The following is a 19714-nucleotide window of genomic DNA, read 5'->3' as shown; positions in this document are numbered from 1 at the left end:
GGGCACGACGACAGGGAACGGAACCGCCGTGGACGAGCAGCGAGCGACAGCGCCGGATCCTGGAGCGGCCACCGACATGGCCGCATTCGTCGCCCTGCTGGGCGAACTGCGCGCCTGGGCCGGCCTGCCCTCCTACCGGGCGCTGGCCAAGCGGGTCGGTCCGCTGATGCGGCCCGCGCGGGAGGTCTCGCCGTTCACGGTCGTCGACGCCTTCAAGGAGGGCCGACGGCGCCTGGACCTCGACCTGGTGCTGGCGATCGTCCGGGCGCTGGACGTGCCGGAGGCCGACGTTCCCCGCTGGCGCGAGGCCTGCGTCAGGGTCCACGGGCCGACGAGAACCGGAGGCTCCGCGGGGGTGCTGCGCCAGTTGCCGGCGGACCTGGCCACCTTCACCGGGCGCGAGGAGGAGCTGAAGCGGCTTCTGGAGGAGTGCGCGCCGGCCGGAGACGGGCCGGCGACCACCGTGGTCGTCTCCGCGATCGAGGGCATGGGCGGCGTCGGCAAGACCCAGTTGGCCGTCCACGCGGCCCACGCCCTGGTGCGGGCCGGCCGCTACCGCGAGATGCAGCTCTACGTGAACCTGCGCGGGTTCGACCCCGAGCACCCGCCCGCCGACCCCGCGGACGTGCTGGACGGCCTGCTGCGGCAGCTGGGTGTGCCGCCGCAGCAGGTCCCGCAGGGGCTGGACGAGCGGGCGGCGATGTTCCGCGACCGGATCCACGGCAGGGACGTGCTGCTGCTGCTCGACAACGCGGCCGGCGAGGAGCAGGTGCGCGACCTGATCCCGGCCACCCCCACCTGCCTGGTGCTGGTCACCAGCAGACGCAGCCTGGCCGCCCTGGACGGCGCGGCCCTGCACGTGCTGGACGTGTTCGCGCCGGGCGAGGCACTGGATCTGCTCTCCCGGATCGCCGGGGCCGACCGGGTCGGTGCGGAACCGGGCGCGGCGGCCGAGATCGCCGCCCTGTGCGGACAACTGCCGCTCGCGGTCTCGCTCGTCGCCGCCAGGCTGCGCTCCAGACCGACCTGGACCCTGGAGCACGTCGCCCGGCTGCTGCGCCAGGACGGCGCCCATTCGGTCGCACCCCGCAACCGCCATCTGTGGACGGCGTTCGACCTGTCCCACGACGGCCTTCCCGCCGACACCGCCCGCCTCTTCCGCCTGCTGGGCCTGCAGCCGGGCCACAGCTTCACCGCCCGAGCGGCGGCCGCCCTGGCCGGGGTCCCCGAGCCGGAGGCGGCGGCCGCACTGGAACTGCTCCTCGACGAGCACCTGGTCCAGGAGCTGGGCCAGGACAGCTACGCCCTGCACGACCTGCTGCGCGCCTACGCGGCCCGCCGCGCGGAGACCGACGAGCCCGGACGCGACCGGGAGGCGGCCCAGGACCGCCTGCTCGGCTGGTACCTGCACACGGCCGAGAGCGCCTCGCGGGCGGTCGAGCCGCGACCGCTGCCGCCGACCCTGCCGACGCTGCCGGGCGAGCCCGAGCCGCTGACCTTCGCCTCCGGCGCGGCCGCCCTGGAGTGGTACGACGGCCAGCGGGACAATCTGTCCGCCGTCGTCGACCGCGCCGCGGTCACGGCACGCCACGAGCTCTGCCTGAGGCTGTCCGTGGCACTGATGGGCTGTTACCGGCTGCGACGCGACTGGGAACCGTGGCAGGTCAGCGGCGAGGCGGGACTGGCCGCGGCGCGTGCGGTGGGCGACCTGGCCTGGACCGGACGGCTGCTCAACGGCCTGGGAACCCTCAGGGACGAGCGCGGGGCCTACGACGAGTCGAAGCCGCTCTACCTCGAAGCGGTCGAGCTGGGCCGCGAGCTCGACGATCCGGCGCTGGAGGCGATGTCGCTGAGCAACCTGGGGGTGGTCGGCAACTTCACCCGTGACTTCGCGCTGGCCGAGAGGTCGCTGAAGGCGAGTCTGGAGCTGAACCGGCGGCACGGCAACGTGCGCTCGATGACCATCACCCTGTGCAACCTCGGCATCATGCTGGAGGAGACCGGCCGCGACCTGGAGGCGCTGGACACCTACACCGAGGCCCTGACCCACGCCCGCACCCTTGACAGCCCGCTGTACGTGGGCGTCCTCCAGTCCAACGTCGGGGACACGAACATCCGGCTCGGCCGCTTCACGGAGGCGGCCGAGCATCTGACCGAGTCCCTGGCGCTGCTGCGCGAGGCCGGCTCCCGCCAGGACGAGGCCAACGCCCTGAGTTGGCTGGCCCGCGCCCACGAGGGCCTCGGCGACACCGGCGCGGCCAGGGAGGCCCTGGCCGACGCGCTGACGATCTACGAGGAGCTCGACGCACCCGAGGCCGCCGACGTGCGCGCCCGGCTGGGGAAGGGCTGACTACGAAGGGTCCTGGACCCGGACCAGGTGGACCAGGGTGCTGGCCCAGTCCGTGGGCGGAAGGGCGAGGTCGAGGCCACGTTCGGTGAGGTTGCGGGCGTGGTGGAGGGCGCCGGTGCGCAGGTCGCGGTAGCGGGACTCGGGGGGCAGGCCGGAGAGGCGGAGCGGGGCTGGGGGGAGGCCGAAGCGGGGCTGTGGGAGCCAGGCGAGGACGACCGACTCCGAGGCGTCCGGCGTGACGTACTGGACGGCGGACAGGGCCTGCAGATCGCCCGGCGGGCGCAGCCGGAAGAGCTCGCCGTGCTGGATCACGTGCCGCACGGCCTTGTACTCGGCGATCAGCTGCTCCGCCTCCTTCAGCTCCGCCGGCTGCCAGCGCGTCAGGTCGCCGCCGAGGCCGAGCACTCCGCTCATCGCGCTGTGGAAGCGGAACCGCAGCGGGATCGAGCGGCCCGTCTGCTGGTTGGGCACGTCGGTGACCCAGGCCGCCATCGTCCGGGCCGGGTAGATCTGCGTGTAGCCGTGCTGGATGACCAGCCGGTCCGCGGCGTCGGTGTTGTCGGAGATCCAGACCTGGTCGGTGCGGGCCAGCACCGCGGGGTCGACGCGGCCGCCACCGCCGCTGCAGGCCTCGATCCGCAGCCGCGGGTGGTCGGCCCGCAGCCGGTCCAGGACGGAGTGGTAGGAGCGGACGTGGTCGAACCAGAGCCGGTCGCTGCGGCCGCTCGGCTCGTCCGGCCAACCGGCCTCGGAGAACGGGCGGTTCATGTCCCACTTGAGGTAGTCGACGTCGTTCTCGGCGACCAGCCGGGTCAGCCAGCCGTGGGCCCACTCCGCGACGTCGGGGCGGGCGAAGTTGAGGACGAGCTGGTGACGCAGCTCGGTGCGGTCGCGGTGCGGGAAGTGCAGCACCCAGTCCGGTCGGGCCCGGTACAGCTCGCTGTCCGGGTTGACCATCTCCGGTTCCACCCACAACCCGAAGGCCATGCCGAGCCGGTGCACCTCGTCCGCCAGCGGGCGCAGGCCGTCGGGGAACGCGCCGGGGTGGGGGGTCCAGTCGCCGAGGCCCGCGTGGTCGTCGCGACGGCCGCCGAACCAGCCGTCGTCCATGACGAAGAGTTCGACGCCGAGCGCCGCCGCGTGGGCCGCGAGCCGGGACTGGTTCTCCAGGGTGACCGAGAAGCCGGTGGCCTCCCAGGAGTTGTAGAGCACCGGTCGGGTCTCCTCCGGGTGCGGCAGCACCGCCGTGCGCAGGTGCGCGTGCCAGGCGCGGCTGAGGCCGCCGAAGCCGCCGTCGGGGGTGTGCAGGGTGAGGAGGGACGGGGTGGTGTGGGTCTCGCCGGGGCGCAGGGCGACCGTGACCGCGTCGTGGCCCGCGCCCGCGTTGAGCGAGAGCCGGTTGTCGGGGGTGTGGTGCAGGGTCAGCTGCCAGGACCCGCTCCAGGCGAGGGCCGCGCTCCAGACCTGGCCGTGCGTCTCGTCGGCCCAGCCGCCGTCCGCGTCGCCCGCGTCGAGGATCACCCAGGGCTGGGCCTGGTGGCTGGTGGTGCCGGTGCGGCTGGTGAGCACGGTCTCGCCGAAGGGCAGCGGATCCCGCTTCAGCTGCGTTTCGGCGGCCCACAGGCCGACGGCGTGGCTGAGCCGGTAGTCGTCGCGCGGGGGCAGGGAGAGCGTCGCGGAGTCCGCGCGGACCAGGACGATCTCGTCGGCGGTGCCGGTGTGGGTGAGGGCGGTCCAGCGTTCGATCACGTCGGTCCCGGCGTGGACCCGGTAGCCGAGTGTGGTGCGCAGCGGGTAGTGCGAGTCGGTGAAGTGCAGCAGCAGGGTGGCCGGATCGGGCTGCTCGTGGCCGGCGGCCTGCCAGGTGAGCGCCCGGGTGCCGTCGGCGAAGCGGACCCGCAGGGCTGGGGGGCCGTAGCGGTTTCCGCCGTCGACGGTCAGCTCCTCGCCGATGCCGAAGCCCTCGAAGCTGCTGCGCGGGCCGACGCCGCTCGGCGGCAGCTCGACCGCCTGGGCGAGGGAGAGCGGGCCGCCCCAGTGGACGTGGAGCGGGACACCGTGCTCGGCGACGCGGAGGGCGTAGCAGGTCGCACGCGTCGTCAGGAGCCAGGTCCGGGTGGCGGGGTCGTGGGCTATGGCGGCAGAACCAGACATGGCCGTCCTCGCTGTGGGAAGTTGTTTGGCCGTGTTCGGTTCTGAGCGTAGGGCGGGCGTGCGCGATCGCCTAGGGGGCGGGACGCATCTGCGCCCGGAGGCCGTCGGACCGGAAGGCGGTCAGACCGGGAGGCAGGACAGCGCCCGGTGCACCAGGTCGACGGTGGCGAGGGTGGTCGACGCGTGCGCCGAGAGCCGCAGCTGGTCCGGGCGAGCCGTCGCGGTGACGCCGTGCTTCGCCAGGTGCTCGGCGACCACGGCCGGATCCGCGCGGGGCATCGTGAACGCGACGATGCCGGCCCGCTCCTGCTCCGCCTCCGGCGACAGGACCAGCCCGCCCACGCTGCGGACCGTGTCGATCAGCTGCGCGGTGCGCAGCGCGACGTGCGCCTGCACCCGGTCCACGCCGACCTGCAGCACCAGCTCCAGCGCCGCGGCGAAGCCGCCCGCCGCCACCGGGCTGAGGTTGGTCAGCGAGAAGCGCCCGGCGCCGGGCGCCGGGCGGTGCTCCCGGCCGTCGAACAGGCCCGCGTCCGCGACGCCGGTCCACCCGGTGAGGGTCGGTTCCAGGCGCTCCAGGGCCAGTGGTGAGGCGTAGAGGAAGCCGGTGGACCAGCCGCCGCGCAGCCACTTCTGACCGCCGGTCACCAGGAGGTCGGCGGCGGCCCAGGGCAGCTGCGTCACGCCCATCCCCTGGATCGCGTCCACGACGAGGAGCCGGTCCGGGCCGATCACCTCACGGATCGCGGCGAGATCGGCGCGGTAACCGGTGCGGAAGTCGACGGCGGAGAGCGCGACGGCCACGGTCTCGGTCGTCAGCGCCTGCCGGACCAGATCCGGCGTCACCCGGCCCAGCGCGTCGGGCTCCAGCGGCACCGGCCTGACCCGGCCCAGCTGCGCGGCGCGCAGCCACGGATAGGCGTTCGAGGGGAACTCCCCGGCCGGCACCAGCACGGTGCCCCGCGGCAGGCCGAAGGCGGCGTGGAAGAGGCCGGTGCTGGCGTTCGGCAGCAGCGCCACCGCGTCCACCGGCACGCCGCCCAGCAGTCGCGCGGCGGCCTGGCGGCCCCGGAGCTCCTGCCGCATCAGCTCGTCGACGGTGTCCGCCCCGGCGCGGGCGCTCTGCTCCTGCAGCCGGCGGGTCGTGTCGAGCACGTCGGTGGAGGGCGGGCCGAAGCGGGCGAAGTCCAGATAGCCGTCGGGCTCGACGAAGTGCTCGCCGTACCCGGACAGACCGCCGGACACGCTGTCCGACGGGGCGCCGGACGCGCCGCCCGACAGGCCCCCCGACAGCGGGGCGGAATGGGCGGCGGACCGGGCGGCGCTCGCGGGCCTGGACATGGATCTCCCCGAGATCTCTCCGACGGTTCGACCGTTTTGCCGACGGCCGGGTGACACTTGCTCCGTGGAAACGCTCCCGATGAAGCCGAAAGAAGCGTCCGACGCGCGGGGAAACCGTATGCCAGCCGGGGCGGGCGCGGTGCGCTACACCGCCTCCGACGAGGTGAAACGGCGTGGCGTGCGGCGTATGAAGACCATCGCGACCGGGTTCCTGGTCGCGGCGACCGTCGTCTACGTCCTGACCACCTGGGCGCAGCGCTCGGGGGCGGGCTCCTGGGCCGGGTACGTGCAGGCCGCGGCGGAGGCCGGCATGGTCGGCGCGCTGGCCGACTGGTTCGCGGTGACCGCGCTGTTCCGGCGTCCGCTCGGGCTGCCGATCCCGCACACGGCGATCATCCCCACCAAGAAGGACGCCTTCGGCGTCAGCCTCGGCACCTTCGTCGGCGAGAACTTCCTCTCGGTCGAGGTCGTCCGGGCCCGGCTCGCCGCGCTCGGCGTCGGGCGACGCGTCGGTCTGTGGCTCTCCGCGCCCGGCAGTGCGGAGAAGGTCACCAGGGAGGCCTCCGCCGCGCTCCGCGGCGCGCTGGCGGTGCTGCGCGACGAGGACGTCCAGGCCGTCGTCGGCGAGGCGGTCACCCGTCGGGCAGCGGCGCAGCCGATCGCCCAGCCGATAGGCCGGATGCTGGCCCGCATCGTCGACGAGGGCGGCCACCGCGGCGTGGTCGACCTGTGCGTGATCCGCGCCCACGACTGGCTGGTGGAGCATCGTGAGCAGGTCGTCCGGACGATCTCCGAGGAGGCGCCGGGCTGGACCCCCAGATTCATCGACAACCAGATCGGCGTGCGCGTCCACAAGGAACTGCTGCGCTTCGCGACCGAGGTCCGCGACGACCCCGGCCATGCGGCCCGCGGCGCGGTGGACAGCTTCCTCGCCGACTTCGCCACGGAGCTGCGCGACGACCCGGAGACCATCAGCCGCATCGAGCGGGCCAAGGCGGACCTGCTGGCCCGCTCCGAAGTCCAGGACCTGATCGCCTCGGCGTGGAGCGCGGTGCGCGCCATGGTCCTGGAGGCGGCGGAGGACGAGCAGAGCCAGCTGCGGGTCCGCATGCGCGACGGCGTCCGCAGCTTCGGCTCCCGCCTGGCCGAGGACCCGCGGATGCAGGCCAAGGTCGACGGCTGGCTGGAGGACGCGGCGGAGTACGTGGTCGACACCTACCGCGGCGAGATCACCTCGCTGATCTCGGAGACCGTGGCCGGCTGGGACGCCGACGACGCCTCCCGCAAGATCGAGGCGAACGTCGGCCGCGACCTCCAGTTCATCCGCATCAACGGCACCGTCGTCGGCGCGATCGCCGGCCTGCTGATCCACACGGTCTCCACACTGGTCTGAGCGCCGGGCACGGCGCCGGTGGGCGGTCGAGGCCGTCGGCGCAGCGGGAAGGCGGCGCGGGTGGTCCGGAGGGTCGGACGTGCCGCGTGAGAGGCTGGGGGGATGACTGCGAACGCTGTTGACGGATCCCTCCGGGCCTTCATCGCCGGCCTGCCCAAGGCCGAGCTGCACGTGCACCACGTCGGCTCGGCGTCGCCGCATGTGGTCGCCGGACTGGCGGCGCGGTACCAGGGGCACACGAACGTGCCCGCCGATCCGGCGGAGCTGGCGAAGTACTTCGAGTTCACCGACTTCGCCCACTTCATCGAGGTCTACCTGTCCGTCGTCGACCTGATCCGCGACGCGGAGGACGTCCGCGCGCTGACCTACGGCGTCGCCGAGGACATGGCCCGCCAGAACATCCGCTACGCGGAGCTGACGGTGACCCCGTACAGCTCGGTACGCCGGGGCATCCCCGGGGAGGCCTTCATGGAGGCCATCGAGGACGCGCGCCACGCCGCCGAGAAGGAGCTGGGCGTCACGCTGCGCTGGTGCTTCGACATCCCCGGTGAGGCCGGGCTCGAGTCCGCCGAGGTCACCGAGCGGCTCGCGCTCGGGCTGCGACCGGACGGCCTGGTCAGCTTCGGTCTCGGCGGTCCGGAGATCGGCGTGCCGCGGCCGCAGTTCCAGCCCTACTTCGACCGGGCCCGCGCCGCCGGACTGCACAGCGTCCCGCACGCGGGGGAGAGCACCGGGCCGGAGACGGTCTGGGACGCCCTGCGCCACCTGGGCGCGGAGCGGATCGGGCACGGGACGCAGGCGGTCAAGGATCCCGCGCTGGTCGACCACCTGGGCGAGCACCGCATCCCGCTGGAGGTCTGCCCGACCTCGAACATCGCGACCCGCGTGGTCGAGCGGATGGAGGAGCACCCGATCCGGCAGATGGTCGACGCCGGTCTGGTCGTCACGATCAACAGCGACGACCCGCCGATGTTCGGCACCGACCTGAACCAGGAGTACGAGGTCGCCGCCAGGCTGCTGGGCCTGGACGAGGCGGGCGTCGCGGAATTGGCGAAGCAGGCGGTCCGCTCCTCGTTCCAGGACGAGACGGGCAAGGCCGTGCTGCTCGGCGAGATCGACGCGCATCTGGCGGGGTGGCGCGCCGGAGCGTAATCTGACGCGGCGTCAGAGGATGTGACCGAGACGCCTGGGGGCAGGAATGGGACCGCGGTGGCTGTGGGGACTGCGCCGCGGTCTCATTCTCTTCGGCGAGCTGGCCGTCACCGTCGGCCTGGTCGTGGTGCTGCTGGCGGGCTACGAGCTGTGGTGGACCAATCGCGCCGCCGACGCCAACGCCACGCAGACCGTCGCGACGCTGGAGCGGCAGTGGGACGCCCAGGCCCGCGCCTCCGCCGGGGGCGCCCCCACGCCGGCCGACGGGGCTCCCGCCTCGCCGGGGGCGGCGGCCGCGGGCACGGGCCGAGGCGGCGGGGGGTCGGGCTGGAACTCCGGCGGGGGATCGGACGGGGGATCCGGCGGCGGGAGCGGCATCGACAGCATGGCCAGGGACCTGACCGCCTTCGCGGTGCTCAGGATCCCGAGCATCGGCGTGGTCTTCCCCGTCGCCGAGGGCGTCGACAAGTACGCGGTGCTCAACCACGGCTACATCGGTCACTATCCGGGCACCGCGATGCCGGGGCAGCAGGGGAACTTCGCCGTCGCGGGCCACCGGAACACCCACGGCGAGCCCTTCCGCCACCTGGACCGGCTCTCGGTGGGCGACGTCGTGATCGTCGAGGTCTCCGGCTGGGACTACGTCTACCGGATCGACTCGATCCTGCCGCAGACCGAGCCGACGGACGGCGCGGTGATCCTGCCCGAGCCCTACAGCGCGTTCCACTCCGAGGCCGCCTACGGTTACCGCGCACCCGGCAGCTACCTCACGCTGACCACCTGCACCCCGGCCTTCACCTCCCTGTACCGGATGGTGGCCTGGGGACATCTCGTCGGCGAGCAGCCGCGTCCGGCTACCGTGGGGGCGTGAGTCCACCACCTTCGCAGGCCCCGCGTCCGTCCCGCGCGTCGCACTCGCCCGGCGCGCCGGTCAGGGCGGGCATCCCCGAGCACGGCCGGATGCCGAAGTACTACCTGGCCAAAGCTCAGCTCGCGGAACTGCTCGACGAGTTGGGGGAGGGGGCGGTGCTTCCCGCCGAGCGTGAGCTGGCCGAGCGCTACGGCGTCGCCCGCGAGACGCTCCGACTGGCGCTGCGCGAGCTGCTGCTGGAGGGCCGGGTCCGCCGCCAGGGGCGCGGAACGGTCGTCGCCGGTCCCAAGATCGAGCAGCCGCTCTCGCTCGGCAGTTACACCGAGGGCGTCCGGCGGCGCGGCCATGTGCCGGGACGTCGGCTGATCGGCCTCGAACGCTTCGCCGCCGACGCCGCGGCGGCCGGCGAACTCGGCGTCGAGCGGGGGGACTTCGTCTGGCATCTGGAGCGCGTGCTGCTGGTCGACGACGAGCGGGTCGGCCTGGAGAGCACCTATGCGCCGACCGCGCTGCTGCCCAGGATGGACGAGGACTTCGACCCGGCGGGGTCGTTCTACGCCTACGCCCGCGAGGCCGGGGGTCTGGTCTCCGGCGGCGGCGAGGAGCGGATCGAGACCGTCCTGGCCACCCCGCGCGAGGCGCTGCTGATCGGCACGCCGCCGGCACTGCCCATGCTGCTGCTTCACCGCAGGAGCTGGGACGTGACCGGGCGGCCCTTCGAGCGGGTCCGGACGCTGTACCGGGGCGACCGCTTCAGCTTCTCGACCGAGCTCACCACCGGGGCGGCCGACTGAGGTCAGAGGGCCGACCCGTGGGCAATTCGATAACGGATCGGTAACGGGTCTAGTCCAAACATGCCGCCGCTGTTCATCCTGGATTCACCGGGAAGGTCCCGACGCGCAATCGAGGAGACCGAGGGTCGTCGGCGTGAAGGTCATCGTTGTGGGAGCAGGAGCGCTCGGAACCATGCATGCCTGGCATGCGGTCCAGCGCGGTCATGAGGTCGTCCACCTGGAGCGGGAGGAGCAGGCGCGCGGTGCGTCCGTGCGCAACTTCGGGCTCGTCTGGGTCGGCGGCCGGTCCGAGGGCGCCGAACTCGACACCGCGCTGCGGGCGCGCGAGCTGTGGGAGTCCATCGCGGCCGAGGTGCCCGAGGTCGGCTTCCGCGCCTCGGGTTCGCTCACCGTGGTGCGCACCGACGCCGAGCGCGAGGTCGCCGCCGAGGCCGCGGCGCGGCCGGACGCGGCCCGGCGCGGCTGGGAGCTGCTGGACGAGGACGCCGTCCGTGCCGCCAACCCGGCTCTGGGCGGCAAGCTGCTCGGCGCGCTGTGGAGCCCGCACGACGCCCAGGTGGAACCGCGGGTCACCCAGCGCGCGCTCCAGGCCCACCTGGCCCGCAGCGGCCGCTACAGCTTCCTCGGCGGCCGCGAGGTCCGCGAGGTCCTCGGCGAGCACGCGGTCCGCGACGACCGCGGCGAGCTGCACAGCGGCGACCGCGTCGTGCTCTGCACCGGCGCGTGGCTCGGCGGCCTGGTCCGCGAGCTGGCCCCGCAGCTGCCGGTGCGCAAGGTCCGGCTGCAGATGATGCAGACCGAGCCGCTGGACGTGCCGCTCACCACCTCGGTCGCCGACGGCGACAGCTTCCGCTACTACCCCGCCTACCAGGGCCCCGCCCTGGACCGGCTGAACGCCGGTCAGGCCCAGGACGAGGTCGCCGCCGAGCACCGGATGCAACTGCTGCTGGTCCAGCGCCGCGACGGCACTCTGACCGTCGGCGACACCCACGAGTACGACCAGCCCTTCGGCTTCGACGTCGTCGAGGAGCCCTACGCCTACCTGCGCGGCGTGGTCGAGGAGCTGCTGGGCCGGCCGATGCCGGCCGTCCGCCGCCGCTGGGCCGGCGTCTACGCCCAGTGCCTGGACACGACCCGGGTGGTGCACCGCGAGCGGGTGCGCGAGGGCGTGTGGCTGGTGACCGGCCCCGGAGGCCGTGGCATGACCTGCTCGCCGGCGATCGGCGAGGACACTGCGAACGAGATGGGGCTGTGATGGCTGCGGGAGTGCGGACGAAGCTGGTCGTCCTCGACATGGCGGGGACCACCGTCGCCGACGGGGGCCTGGTCGAGCTGGCCTTCGAGGCGGCGGCCCGCGAGCTCGGCGTGGAGCCGGGCGGCGAGCGTCACGACGCGATGCTCGCCGACGTGCGCGCCACCATGGGCGAGAGCAAGATCTCCGTCTTCCGCCGCCTCTTCGGCGACGAGGAGCTCGCCCAGCGCGCCAACGTCGCCTTCGAGGCCGCCTACGACCGGCTCGTCGGCGAGGGCCACTGCGCCCCGATCCCCGGCGCCGTCGAGGCGATCCGGCAACTGCGCGACGCGGGCCTGACCGTCGTCCTGACCACCGGCTTCTCCGGGCCGACCCAGCAGCGCATCCTCGACGCGCTCGGCTGGCAGGACCTGGTCGACCTGGTCCTCTGCCCGGCCGACGCGGGCGGCCGCGGCCGCCCCTACCCGGACCTGGCGCTCGCGGCGTTCCTGCGGACGCAGGCGGCGGACGACGTCGCCGAGATGGTCGTCGTCGGCGACACCGGCTACGACATGCAGTGCGGCGTCCGGGCCGGTGCGGGCCTGGTGGCGGGCGTGCTGACCGGCGCCCACGACGCGGACCGGCTGCTGGCCGACGGCGCGACCAAGGTCCTGGCGAGCGTGGCCGACCTGCCCGCGCTGGTGCTGTAGCGGAAGCGTCGTCAGCAGCGGCACAGGGGCCCTCCCGCGGTTGCGGGAGGGCCCCTGTGGTGTCCGGACGGCGATCGGCGGCGTCCGTCGGCTTCCGAGGGCGGTCAGACGAGGTCGACCAGGTCCGCGATCGAGTCCATCACCCTGGAGGGGCGGTAGGGGAAGCGCTCCAGGTCGGCGTCGGAGGTCAGGCCGGTGCGGACCAGGAACGTCGTCATGCCGGCCTCCAGGCCCGCGAGCACGTCGGTGTCCATCCGGTCGCCGATCATCGCGCTCGTCTCGGAGTGCGCGCCGATGTGGTTCAGCCCGGCGCGCATCATCAGCGGGTTGGGCTTGCCGACGAAGTACGGCTCCTTGCCGGTGGCCTTCGTGATCAGCGCCGCCACCGAGCCGGTCGCGGGCAGCGCACCCTCGGCGGACGGGCCGGTCTCGTCCGGGTTGGTCGCGATGAATCTCGCGCCGTTGTTGATCAGCCGCACGGCCTTCGTCATGGCCTCGAAGGAGTAGGTGCGCGTCTCGCCGAGGATGACGAAGTCGGGGTCCGCGTCGGTGAGGACGTAGCCGACGTCGTGCAGGGCGGTGGTCAGCCCGGCCTCGCCGATGACGTAGGCGGTGCTGCCGGGGCGCTGGTCGTCCAGGAACTTCGCGGTGGCCAGGGCCGAGGTCCAGATGTTCTCCACCGGCACGTCCAGGCCCATCCGGGACAGGCGGGCGTGCAGGTCGCGAGCGGTGTACATGGAGTTGTTGGTCAGTACCAGGAAAGGCTTGCCCGACTCGCGCAGGCGCTTGATGAAGGCGTCGGCGCCGGGGATTGGCACGCCCTCGTGAATGAGCACCCCGTCCATGTCGGTGAGCCAGGAATCGATGGGCTTGCGCTCTGCCATGGGGAGACTCTCCTGGGGGTCACGATGCCTGTGGGGTGGCTCAAGCCTAGCGATCTCGGGGTCGCCGACCCCGCGGTCGTCCGCGGTGTGGAATCGGCCCGCGAGCGGTCGGCTCACCCGCGTCCGTTCGGTCCGCACGATCGCCTGATCGAACGCCTCGGGCATCGGGCTGAGCCGATCGAGTGCCGCGCTTTCGCGGCGCTCACCCGTGCGGCCCAGCCGTCCGTTTGAGCATTGGGTCGATCGTCATATTTCTTACGGTCAGTCAGTCCGAACCTGACGGATCGAAGGGAAGACGGCGATGACGAAGCTGGGTGGGGCGATCGCGACCGTGCTCGCGTCCGGCGCGCTCCTGCTGGGGAGCGGCGCGGGTGTGGCGGTCGCCGCGGCTTCGGCGGGCGTGGCCGCGGCCGGGCAGCAGCCGGGAAGCAGCGACACCGGCGGCACCACCCTGGTCACGGTCGGCGACGCCCCGTTGAGCCTGCCCGCGACGGGCCGGCTGGGCGCGGTGCCGGCACAGCCGCCGGTGGTGCTGGAGACGCTGAACGTCGACCCCGCGGAGAGCCGCGCCGGCGGCTCGGTGGACCTGCGCACCTTCGCCGACTGCGGCGGCACCAGCACCGGCCAGGTCCGCTCGGCCGCGTTCGCGACCCCGGTCGGGCTGGCGCTGGCCGCGGACGGCGGCCTCTACGCGGCGGCACGGATCGCGCCGGACGCCAAGCCGGGCACCTACCTGGTCCACGAGTTCTGCGCGGGCCACCCGGTGGCCGCAGGCAAGATCACCATCGCCGAGCTCGGCGCCCCCGCCACGGGCGGCGGCTGGCGCGCCATCCGCCCGGGCGCGGCCGCGCCGGGCACGGTCTCCACGACCACCGCCGCGGCTGCGGCCCCGTCCCCGCTGCTGCGCGACGCCGCGGTCGCCCTCATCCTGGCCTCGGTCGTCGCCTACGCCGCGCTCGTCCTCCGCCGCCGCCCCGCCGCGGCTCCGGCGACGCAGGCCGCCGACGCGGATGCGTGACCCCGGCGGCCGCACGACAGCCACCAGGCGCGGCTCCGCATCCCCGGCTCGCGCCTCGGCGACGTCGCGGCAGAGCGGCAACGCGGCAGGGCGGCCGGTGTCCGGGGTGAGGACCACCGTGCCGGGCACGGCAGAGACCACCCCCGCACCCGCAGCACGCTCCGTGCGGCGGTCGGGTGGCGGTGGTGCGGTGGAGGCTGCGCGGGTGGGGGAGGCCGTGCGGCGGTCCTCGGGTGGGTTCGTGGAGCGGTCGGGTGGCCGTGGGGCGGGCGCTCTGGAGGGCGCTTCGGGTGGGGGCCGCCGCGGGGTCGGTGTCGGGGCGGGTGTGGGCAGGGGCGAGGACCGGGCCGGGGATGGGAGGGCGCGGGTGACGGGGCGTCTGGTGACAGTGCTGGGCGGGGTGTCGGCGGGGCTGCTCGTCGTCGCGTTCGGGGGAGTGCTCGGGGGGATCGGCGGGGTGTCCCTGCGGGGCGGTGCGGTGGTGGCGCGGGCGGGCGGGGCCCGGCCGCGCGGCCCGGGTCGGACGCCGTGACGCCGACGGGGCGGACGACGGGAGCCGGGACGGCCCTGGCGCAGCCGGCGAACCTGCCGAGATCGACGCCGCTCTCGCTCGCCATCCCGTCCGTGCGGTTGACCGCGCCGCTGCTCGGCCTCGGCATGGACGGCAAGGGCGCCGCCGAGCTGCCGCCGTTCTCGCTGCCGCGCACGGCGGGCTGGCTGCGCGACTCCGCCTCGCCGGGGGAGGCCGGCACCGCGGTGATCGTCGGGCATGTCGACACCGCCACCGGCCCCGCCGTCTTCTGGAACCTCGCCGCCGTCCGGCCCGGGGCCGAGGTGGACGTCGGCCGTCTCGACGGGCGCACCGCCGTCTTCACCGTGGACCAGGTGCGCTCCTATCCCAAGGCGGCCTTCCCAGCCGCGGAGGTCTACGGCCCGGGCCAGGGCCCCGGCGCGCAGCTCCGGGTGATCACCTGCGGTGGGAGCTTCGACCGGGCCAGGCACGAGTACACCGGCAACGTCGTCCTCTTCGCCCACCTGGCCGCCGTCCGCTGAACGCTGGTGCGTACAATGTACGCACCAGTCGTGGAGGAGGCCGCCTTGGCGGAAGCCCGTACCCCCGTGTGGGCCCGGACGCGCAGCGCCGGGCGGGGGCCCCAGCCGTCCCTGAGCGTCGAGGCGGTCGTGGACGCCGCCGTCGCCATCGCCGACGCCGAGGGCGTCGAGGCCGTGTCGATGCGCAGGATCGCCGCCGAGCTCGGGGTGGGGACCATGTCCCTGTACCGCTATGTCGAGACCAAGGACGACCTGCTCGACCTGATGACCGATCAGGTCATGGGCGGCGAGGGCGAGGAGCGCCCCGCGCCGCACCCCGACTGGCGCGCCGAACTGCGCGGCATCGCCGTCCGCTACCGGGCCCTGCTGCTGCGCCACCAGTGGGTGCTCGGCGTCTCCGGCTCCCGGCCGCCGCTCGGTCCCAACGTGCTCGACAACACCGAGCGGATGCTGGGCGCGATGGACGGACTCGGCCTCGACATCGAGGAGATGGCGCGCTTCGGCTGGACCGTGATGGCCTATGTGCGGGGCTATGTGATGAGCGAGCTCGCCGAGGCCGAGACGATCCGCCGCACCGGCGTCAGCGAGGACGACTACCGCAGCGCCGTCGGCCCCTACCTGAAGCGGGTCATGGCCGAGGGGCGGCACCCGCTGCTGGCCCGCTACGTCCGTGACGCCGACGACCACCCGGACCCCGACGTCGTGTTCGGGCGTGGCCTCGACCAGGTCCTCGACGGCATCGCCGTGACCCTGCAGCGTGCTGGCCACGTCACCCGGAACGCCGTGTCAGTCGCGGGCGATACCGTTTCCGGTACGACGACGAGCTAGGGACCGACCCTGGCCGGCTCCGGAGGTTCACGCATGTCCACTCCCGCCCTCACCGACGAGTTCGTGCTGCCCGAGTCCTGGCGCGACGCCCTGCAGGGCGAGATCGAGCAGCCGTACTTCGGCGAGCTCGCGGCGTTCGTCGCCGCCGAGCGCGAGGCCGGGCAGGTCTTCCCGCCCCGCGGCGAGGTCTTCGCCGCGCTGGAGTCGACGCCGCTGAGCGAGGTCAAGGTCCTGCTGCTGGGTCAGGACCCGTACCACGACGACAACCAGGCGCACGGCATGTGCTTCTCGGTCCGCCGCGGAGTCAAGGTCCCTCCGTCGCTGCGCAACATCTACAAGGAGCTCGCCTCCGACATCGAGGTCACCGCGCCCAAGCACGGCAACCTCCAGGAGTGGGCCGACCAGGGCGTGCTGCTGCTCAACGCGGTGCTCACGGTGCGCGCCCACGAGGCGGGCTCGCATGCGGGCAAGGGCTGGGAGAAGTTCACCGACGCGGTGATCAAGGCGGTCAGCGCCCGCCCCGAGCCGGTCGTCTTCGTGCTGTGGGGCGGCTACGCGAAGAAGAAGCTCCCGCTGATCGACACCTCCCGCCACGTCGTCGTCCAGAGCGGCCACCCCTCGCCGCTCTCCGCCCGCCACTTCCTGGGCACCAAGCCCTTCTCGCAGATCGACAAGGCGCTGGCCGACTTCGGCCAGAAGCCGATCAACTGGCAGCTCAGCGACTGAAGTCGAGCGCGGCGAGAGTGAGTCGCCCGGCGCTGTCCGGGGCGACCAGGGTGAGCCAGAGCGTGTGGACGCCCTTGGTCGGCACGTGCAGCGCCGCGGTGACCGTGCCCGTGCCGGCCGGCAGGTCGAGTGCCCCGATGGTCGGGCCGGCGGCGTCGTCGACGCGCAGCTCCAGCTTGACGGCCTCGGACGCCCGGTAGCGGACGGCGACGCGGGTGGCCGGGGTGATCGCGGAGCCGAAGTCGAAGTCCTGCAGCCGCGCCGTGGCCTTGTCGCCGGTGAGCGTCGGCAGCGCGGCGGACGTCGGGACGGGGCTCATGCTGCTGCCCGCGCGTTGCAGCACCGCGACGGAGTCGACGACCATCGGCACGCCCGGCTTCGTCCCCGCCGTCGGCGTACGGACCCCGGGCGCCAGCGCGTCGGGGAACTGGCCGCCGATCGCCAGGTTCAGCAGCAGGAAGTCGCCCGCGGTGGTGGCCGCCGTCCAGGCGTCGGGCGAGACGTCGGTGGCCTTGACCGTCCAGTAGCGGACGCCGTCCACGTACCAGCGCAGTTCCTCCACCGGCAGGCTGCGGTCCCACTCCACCGCGTAGGTGTGGAAGGCGGTCCGGCACGTGCCGCCGGGGCACGGGGTCGTGCCGCCGAGGCCCACCCGCTCGTTGCAGGGACCGCCCTGGCCCACTCCGCAGTGCATGGTGCCGCGCACCGTGTCGTCGCCGTTGACGTTCTCGACGACGTCGAACTCGCCGATGCGGGGCCAGGCGTTCGGATCGGTGCGCTCGCCGGAGCCCAGGGCCCAGAACGAGGGCCAGTAGCCCAGCGCCTGGGGGCCCGTCACGTCGGGGAGCCTGAGCCGTGCCTCCATCCGCAGGACCGAGCCCGCCGCCGGGCGGAAGTCCCTGCGCCGGGTCTCGATCCTGGCCGAGGTCCAACCGCCGGCGGCGTCGCGCAGGGGTGTGATCAGCAGATGGCCTTGGCCGTCCTGCCGGAGGTTGGCCGGGTCGGCGGTGTAGCGCTGGACCTCGTCCGTGCCCCAGTGCGGTGCGCCACCCGGATAGCCGGTGCCGGTGTCGACGATCCAGCCTCGCGGATCGGGACCGGCCCCGGCCGGGCCGTCGAAGTCGTCGCGCCAGACCGTCGACCAGCCGGCCGCCGATCCGTCGGCCGTGGAGTCGTCGGACTGTGCCCTCACGGCCTCCGGCGCCCCCGGAGCCGTAGGGGAGCCGCGCAGTACGGCGTATCCGACGACCCCGGCCGCCATCGCGGCCACCGCCAGGACCAGGGCCAGCAGCCGGCGGCTCACAGGACCTGCACCCACCGGGCTATGGACGGGACGCCCGCCCTGCTGACCGCGAAGAGCATGTACCAGCCCGGTGGCACCAGGCCGCTGCTCGTCGGCACCTTCACCCGCAGGCCGGAGCCGTCCGCGGTGCGGGTGAACGGCAGGGCGATGCTGCGCTGCTGCACATCGGTGGCGTGGGTGACGGAGGAGGGACGCATCAGCCGGACCGCGCCGATGTCGTCTGGCGAGGAGACGCCGAAGGCGGCGGTCTGCCCCCGGCGGAGCTGCTGCGGCCCCGAGCTCACGCTCGGCCGTGCGCCTCGCTGGTAGAGATAGGCGGGCGTGTAGATCTCGATGCGCTGCTCGAAGAACTGCGGCCCGACGTCCTGCTTGTTGCCGAAGAGCGGGTTGGACCCGAGGGTGACCACGCGCCCGTCGGGCAGCAGCAGCGCCTCGCTGTGGTAGTCGCGGCCGACCGTCGGGTCGGCGGCGGGGGTGAAGCTGTTGCTGTCCGGGTGGTAGATGTCGGCCTTGAGGATGTCGCTGCCGCGCTTGCCCCGGTAGTCGCTGGAGCCCCCGGTGGTGAGCACGGTGTCGTTCGGCAGGATCACGCTGTTGAGGTAGCGGGTGGGCCCGCCGGGCAGCTTGGGGCCCGCCACGTAGTGCGGGGCGGCCGCGGCGAGGTCGACGACGGCGGTGCGGTCGGTGGAGACGGCGGACTCGCCGGGGGCGCCGCCGCCGAGGAACATCACCTTCTGGCTCTGTGCGGGCGGCAGCAGCACCGAGGAGGAGGTCTCGGTCAGGTCGGGTCTGGCCAGGCCCGGCACGACCTGGAAGCTGTTGGTCGTCGGATCCCACAGGCCGGGTGTGCGGCCCTTCTTCGGGTTGCCGTAACCGGCGTTGGAGCCCGAGTAGAAGAGCTTGTCCTGCGCGGTCAGGAAGAGCGCGGGGTAGGTGGCGAAGTAGCGGGTGGGGCCGGGCGACCAGGACTTCGTCGCCGGGTCGAAGATCTCGTTCTGGCCGTTGAGCACCGTGCCGGTGTCGTCCAGGCCGGAGACGGCGAGGACCTTGCCGTCGGGCAGCGGGGCGAGGGTGGGGTACCAGCGGGCGTACTGCATCGGGTCGACCAGTTCGTACTGCTCGGTGTCAGGGTCGAACTCGTAGGCGGCCTTGATGCCCTGGAAGGCCTGGTCGCCGGTGTTGATGCTGTCGGCCATGCCGTACAGGGTGTTCGCGTCGTTGCCGCGCTGCCCGGAGACCGAGAACCTGGCCCTCGCCTTGACGATCTCGCTCGGGCCCGGCTTCTGCGCGATCACGAAGACCGCCCGCTGGCTGTGGCGCACCACCGTGCGGTAACCGCCGGGCGCCTTGGGCGCGCTCACCCGGACCTTGGCCGCCGGAGCGAGCACGAGATCGTCGTCGGAGAGGTAGCGGCGCCCGTCGGGGGCCGTGAAGACCGTGCCCTTGGGCACCGTACGGGCCTTGTTCGGATCCTCGTTGAAGACCTGCATGGTGCCGCCCGCCGTGGTGACGGCGCGGCCGAGCAGCTCGTACCTGAGCGTGCCGCCGGCGACGAGCAGGTTGCCGTCCGGCAGTTGGGCGTGGCCGCTGCAGAACATGTCGTCGGGGGTGGGGATCAGCTTGTAGGTCTCCTTCACCGGATCCCACAGCAGGGTCTTGAACCTCCCCGCCTTGAAGTTCTCGGTGTCGTTCCCCGAGCCCGCGACGATCAGCACCTTGCCGGTGCGCAGCAGGCTCGCGTGGATGGCGTTGACCCGGAACTGCCCCGGCAGCACGAGCGTGCTCCAGGAGCCGTAGGCGGCCTTGTACGCGGGCTGGGCGATCTCGTACGCGTGGTACTGCTGCTGGGCGAAGGAGACCGCGGCCGGGGCGTTCATGCCGAGCACGGTCAGCATCAGGCTGCTGC

The 19714-nt window shown here is 73.5% G+C and carries 16 protein-coding genes; 11 read left to right on the top strand and 5 right to left on the bottom strand.

Translation table 11 applies throughout. The features are described 5' to 3' along the window. Positions 1 to 28 precede the first annotated feature (28 nt). Complete coding sequence (locus BS83_RS22390; protein WP_157597280.1) at positions 29 to 2350, top strand: ATP-binding protein; 2322 nt, start codon at positions 29 to 31, stop codon at positions 2348 to 2350. Here BS83_RS22390 and BS83_RS22385 read toward each other — a convergent pair whose 3' ends face one another. Then, positions 2351 to 4504 carry an alpha-galactosidase gene (locus BS83_RS22385; RefSeq protein ID WP_037605354.1) on the bottom strand — a complete coding sequence of 718 codons (2154 nt, stop codon included), beginning with the start codon at positions 4502 to 4504 and terminating at the stop codon, positions 2351 to 2353. It abuts the gene before it with no gap. A gap of 120 nt (positions 4505 to 4624) precedes the next feature. After that, entirely contained in the window at positions 4625 to 5845 is a 1221-nt protein-coding gene (locus tag BS83_RS22380) for an aminotransferase class V-fold PLP-dependent enzyme (RefSeq protein WP_084713861.1), read from the bottom strand. A 79-nt stretch (positions 5846 to 5924) separates the two neighbouring features. On the opposite strand from BS83_RS22380, the gene BS83_RS22375 reads away from it, so the two are divergent. From BS83_RS22375 to BS83_RS22350, 6 genes are all read left to right on the top strand, one after another. Then, a complete protein-coding gene (locus BS83_RS22375) occupies positions 5925 to 7238 on the top strand; it encodes a DUF445 domain-containing protein (protein ID WP_408641029.1) in 1314 nt (437 codons plus the stop codon). 102 nt (positions 7239 to 7340) lie between these two features. After that, positions 7341 to 8390: an adenosine deaminase gene (locus BS83_RS22370; protein WP_037605352.1), complete on the top strand. Its 1050-nt coding sequence runs from the start codon at positions 7341 to 7343 to the stop codon at positions 8388 to 8390. Positions 8391 to 8436: 46 nt separating this feature from the next. Continuing rightward, positions 8437 to 9261 (top strand): class E sortase, encoded by an 825-nt coding sequence (locus tag BS83_RS22365; RefSeq protein WP_051943617.1) that lies wholly within the window; start codon positions 8437 to 8439, stop codon positions 9259 to 9261. Continuing rightward, positions 9258 to 10055 carry a GntR family transcriptional regulator gene (locus BS83_RS22360; RefSeq protein ID WP_037605351.1) on the top strand — a complete coding sequence of 266 codons (798 nt, stop codon included), beginning with the start codon at positions 9258 to 9260 and terminating at the stop codon, positions 10053 to 10055. Before BS83_RS22365 ends, BS83_RS22360 begins: the two co-directional genes overlap by 4 nt. 133 nt (positions 10056 to 10188) lie before the next feature. Then, complete coding sequence (locus tag BS83_RS22355) at positions 10189 to 11310, top strand: TIGR03364 family FAD-dependent oxidoreductase (protein WP_037605350.1); 1122 nt, start codon at positions 10189 to 10191, stop codon at positions 11308 to 11310. Beyond that, on the top strand, positions 11310 to 11996 hold the full coding sequence (locus BS83_RS22350; RefSeq protein ID WP_037605349.1) for a phosphonatase-like hydrolase: 687 nt from the start codon (positions 11310 to 11312) through the stop codon (positions 11994 to 11996). The genes BS83_RS22355 and BS83_RS22350 overlap by 1 nt, the downstream gene beginning before the upstream one ends. Before the next feature lie 104 nt (positions 11997 to 12100). On the opposite strand, the gene BS83_RS22345 is transcribed toward BS83_RS22350, so the two are convergent. Continuing rightward, entirely contained in the window at positions 12101 to 12880 is a 780-nt protein-coding gene (locus BS83_RS22345) for an HAD-IIA family hydrolase (RefSeq protein ID WP_037605348.1), read from the bottom strand. 301 nt (positions 12881 to 13181) lie between these two features. Between BS83_RS22345 and BS83_RS22340 the strand changes: the two genes are divergently transcribed. From BS83_RS22340 to ung, 4 genes are all read left to right on the top strand, one after another. Then, positions 13182 to 13898, top strand: coding sequence for a hypothetical protein (locus BS83_RS22340; RefSeq protein WP_037605347.1), 717 nt, complete (start codon positions 13182 to 13184; stop codon positions 13896 to 13898). Positions 13899 to 14426: 528 nt separating this feature from the next. Beyond that, complete coding sequence (locus BS83_RS22330; protein ID WP_084713855.1) at positions 14427 to 14951, top strand: class F sortase; 525 nt, start codon at positions 14427 to 14429, stop codon at positions 14949 to 14951. A gap of 45 nt (positions 14952 to 14996) precedes the next feature. Beyond that, positions 14997 to 15779 carry a TetR/AcrR family transcriptional regulator gene (locus tag BS83_RS22325; protein ID WP_198035282.1) on the top strand — a complete coding sequence of 261 codons (783 nt, stop codon included), beginning with the start codon at positions 14997 to 14999 and terminating at the stop codon, positions 15777 to 15779. Positions 15780 to 15812: 33 nt separating this feature from the next. Further along, the gene (gene ung / locus BS83_RS22320; protein ID WP_037605345.1) at positions 15813 to 16505 is read left to right on the top strand and encodes a uracil-DNA glycosylase; all 693 of its coding nucleotides are present in this window, start codon (positions 15813 to 15815) and stop codon (positions 16503 to 16505) included. On the opposite strand, the gene BS83_RS22315 is transcribed toward ung, so the two are convergent. Beyond that, positions 16495 to 17808: a family 16 glycosylhydrolase gene (locus BS83_RS22315; RefSeq protein WP_051943612.1), complete on the bottom strand. Its 1314-nt coding sequence runs from the start codon at positions 17806 to 17808 to the stop codon at positions 16495 to 16497. The genes ung and BS83_RS22315 overlap by 11 nt on opposite strands. Next, positions 17805 to 19703 carry a radical copper oxidase GlxA gene (gene glxA / locus BS83_RS22310; RefSeq protein WP_051945509.1) on the bottom strand — a complete coding sequence of 633 codons (1899 nt, stop codon included), beginning with the start codon at positions 19701 to 19703 and terminating at the stop codon, positions 17805 to 17807. Before glxA ends, BS83_RS22315 begins: the two co-directional genes overlap by 4 nt. Positions 19704 to 19714: the final 11 nt, after the last annotated feature.

Origin of the sequence: Streptacidiphilus rugosus AM-16, from assembly GCF_000744655.1 — a bacterium.
In the GTDB taxonomy this organism is placed as follows: domain Bacteria; phylum Actinomycetota; class Actinomycetes; order Streptomycetales; family Streptomycetaceae; genus Streptacidiphilus; species Streptacidiphilus rugosus.
The sequence above is the reverse complement of the archived record's forward strand: the minus strand, read 5'-3'. Positions and strand labels throughout refer to the sequence as shown.